At 59.5% G+C, this 2,954-nt stretch carries 3 protein-coding genes; all 3 read right to left on the bottom strand.

The window, feature by feature from the left end:
- Window positions 1–76: 76 nt before the first annotated feature.
- The 3 genes from BQ17_RS03595 to BQ17_RS03585 are packed head-to-tail and all read right to left on the bottom strand — an operon-like array spanning window position 77 to window position 2,562.
- Entirely contained in the window at window positions 77–493 is a 417-nt protein-coding gene (locus BQ17_RS03595; RefSeq protein WP_089724377.1) for a hypothetical protein, read from the bottom strand.
- Window positions 494–497: 4 nt separating this feature from the next.
- Window positions 498–1,502: a PAAR-like domain-containing protein gene (locus tag BQ17_RS03590; RefSeq protein WP_089724375.1), complete on the bottom strand. Its 1,005-nt coding sequence runs from the start codon at window positions 1,500–1,502 to the stop codon at window positions 498–500.
- 22 nt (window positions 1,503–1,524) lie between these two features.
- Window positions 1,525–2,562, bottom strand: a complete 1,038-nt coding sequence (locus BQ17_RS03585; protein ID WP_089724373.1) for a DUF2169 family type VI secretion system accessory protein — start codon at window positions 2,560–2,562, stop codon at window positions 1,525–1,527.
- Between the last annotated feature and the right edge of the window lie 392 nt (window positions 2,563–2,954).

Below are 2,954 nucleotides of genomic sequence, written 5' to 3'. Positions count from 1 at the left end.
GTTTGTTGTCTGATCGGTAACAACCATATTACGACTCCCACCACCTACAAAACGTAAAGGGCCGAATTATTCAGGGTTATTCCGTTGAACAAATTGCTGTCACGACGACCCCATCCCGCACCCAAAGCTGAACGTCAGCGCTTTCGATTTCGATGTCATATACCATTTGTTCTTCATCATCGATTTCAATGGCATCAGGTTCATTCGGGAGATTGGTGGGAGCGAGCAACTGCACGACATCTTGAAATGCCAAACCAATCAGGTTTCTCCCCTTGTACCAACAGTCCTCGTAGCATGCGACCGATACGATTTTGCCGTCTTCGCTATAGATGCAGATATCCTGCTCTGGTATCGTGTAGGTTATCCAACCGACCTCGTCATCATATTCTTCCGGGAGCTCGATCAACCCTAGCTTGTTGATAAGTGGTTCAATCACCTCGCCGAACAGAAACGGTCCGACTCCCCGCAACGGTTCAAGAATCATCTCAGACATCAGTTTATCTCCTATGGTGCGTTTCGCCCTTTTTCGCTCGCTGGGCCGCACGCCTAGTGTTTTGAATCCTTTTCTTAATCCGTTTCGCCTCCCGGCCTTTTGCATTTTTGAGCTGTTCTTTACGTTCTTTGATTTGTCTTTCTGCTTTTCCAAGGCGACGACCACTGTCGCCGTGTTTTTCTGCTTTGCTGCTGTCTCGGGCCTTTTTGCTTCTTCTTCCTTCGACCCGGACGCCATCCTTGCCGATTTTCTCGCCGGCTTTCTTGGTGCCTTTTTCCGCAGCTTCTTTGGCCCCTCTTTCCGCGGCCTCCCTGGCGACTTTCCCACCGGCCTTAGCCACCATAGCCCCGGCCTTGATACCGTCACCGATGCCGGGTGCGGCCGCTACGGCGGAGATGCCGGCCATCGCCCAGTTGCCTTCGGCCGCGTAGATACCGGCGTTGGCGAGATCGGCGAAGATACCCACGCCGGGAATGAAGCCGATCACATCCAGGCCGGTATGCACATCTTCGGAGAGCCGCGCCCACAGGCCCCGTTTCTCCCGCGCGGCCTGTTCTTCTTCGGGCGTTTCGGGGACCACCGGCGGGTTGGTGTCGCCGCTTGTGTTGGGGGCGCCGCCGCCCGGTCCCTGGTAGAGGATGCGGCCGATGGTGTTGCCGTTGTTCATCTTACAGGGGTCGCCGTGGCGCACAACCGGCTTGCCGTTCACGCGGACCGTGGAACTGCCCTCGACGGACTCGACGATCCCTTTGTAGGTCCCGGATACGATCCCGCCACCGATGCCGGCCTCGTCGCCGGTCACATGGGAGATTTTGCTTTGGTCGTGGACGAAAACCGGCTGTCCGCCGAACCGGACGTTGGGACTGGTGGCAAAGCTGTCGCTCAGATCGGCCACGATCATATAGGGCACCGGCACCAGGGTGCTGCCCACCGGTGTCTTGCACACGTCCGGGGTCAGGCTGACGGCAATGAATTCGTCCGACTTACGGGCGCCTTCTTGATCCGCCATGGTAGGTCTCGCTGTGCCGGCTTCAGGTCCGCGGCCGGGTAAGTAGGCGTGATTCCAGTATCCGCACGAGCGGCTCGGCCAGGATGGTGGCCCGCCACACCAGGCTCACGCGCCGGTCGTCGGGTGCGATGAACAGGGTGTCCAGGTTGGCGCGCGCCTCCTTGACCTCGCCGTTTTGGTAGCGCACCAGTACGAAAGGCAGGTATCCGGGCAGCCGGAAGTCGAGCCGACCCGCAGGGGTCAGGTTATAGAGCGCGACCGTCTCATCGCCGGCCAGGTAGGGGATTTGCAGGTCGGGGTGGGCGCAGTTCCAGAAACCGAAGTCGAAATCCTCGGACAGCTTGGGCCAGCGGCCCGCCTGCCAGGGCTCGTCGAAGGTGCCGGCCAGGGCTAAGCGCGGGAGCCAGGTCTTGCCGATGGGACCCAGGCCTTGGACCTTCAATGGCTGGCCGAATTGGGGTTGGAGGTCTTCGACCGCAAGAATCTGGGGTACGGGCACTTGGTCACGGCGCTTGGCCTCCTCGTGGATTTCGGAAGGCCAATAGCCTAACCCTAATGGATTGTGGGGACAGTGGTCGGTGTGTTCCCGTCCACGTTCAGGATCATAGCGGGTGACCTGACCACCGTAGGCGTATTCGTAGCGCAGGGGCAGGCTTGCGATAGGTTCGGGCAACGTCGCCTTCCAGCCGCCGAACAGCTTGCGCTGCCACCGGCGCGGACCGGTGACCAGCAGCCGTTTCCGATAGGTGCCCACCTGGATGTCTATCGGCCAACCCGGAGCCGGCGTGCCCTTGGGGGCATAGGCCGTGGCCTCCAGGAGGATATCGCAGCGGGGTTTGTAAGGGGCCAGGTCGCTCTCCCAGCGCAGACTGGAAAGGGTGGGGTCGCCGTGGTATTGATCAGCGGCGGCCACGGGTGCTTGTTCGGCGGCTGGACGCAGCTCGCCGCCGTCCGTGAGGTCGCAGGTAGCGCGTATCACGGCGACCTGATACGCCCGGTCTCGGTGGTCCAGGGTAGCGAAGGCGAGGGTGGCAAAGGGTGTGAAATTGACGTGTGCCATTCAGCTGCTCTTACAACCCATGCTGTTTTTCTGTGTCCCCACCTTACAGGTCTTCAAGATCGTAGGGCGGGAAAGCGAAGCGCATCCTGCCGTTAGGACTCACGAATTGATCGGCACAACCAAACATCGGAGCACAGGTCTAACCGGGCCTACAAGGCTGAGAGCCTGTCTAAAAATTAAGATACTGATTTTAGGGCATAAAATCTGTAAATTTCGCACTCGTTCCCACGCTCCAGCGTGGGAACGTCGTCTTGTCCGCTCCAGCGGACTCAGCGCCTCTGTGCTAATAGGCGTTGGCTGTTAGCCTACCGAGGTGCTTAATCGACGCTGGAGCGTCAGATCCCTCCTCCGTCGGGACCAGGTCTGCTCCCACGCTGGAGCGTGGGGAGCCA

Origin of the sequence: Candidatus Thiosymbion oneisti, assembly GCF_900092655.1 — a bacterium.
Classification (GTDB): domain Bacteria; phylum Pseudomonadota; class Gammaproteobacteria; order Chromatiales; family Chromatiaceae; genus Thiosymbion; species Thiosymbion oneisti.
This window is presented reverse-complemented; position numbering and strand designations above follow the sequence as displayed.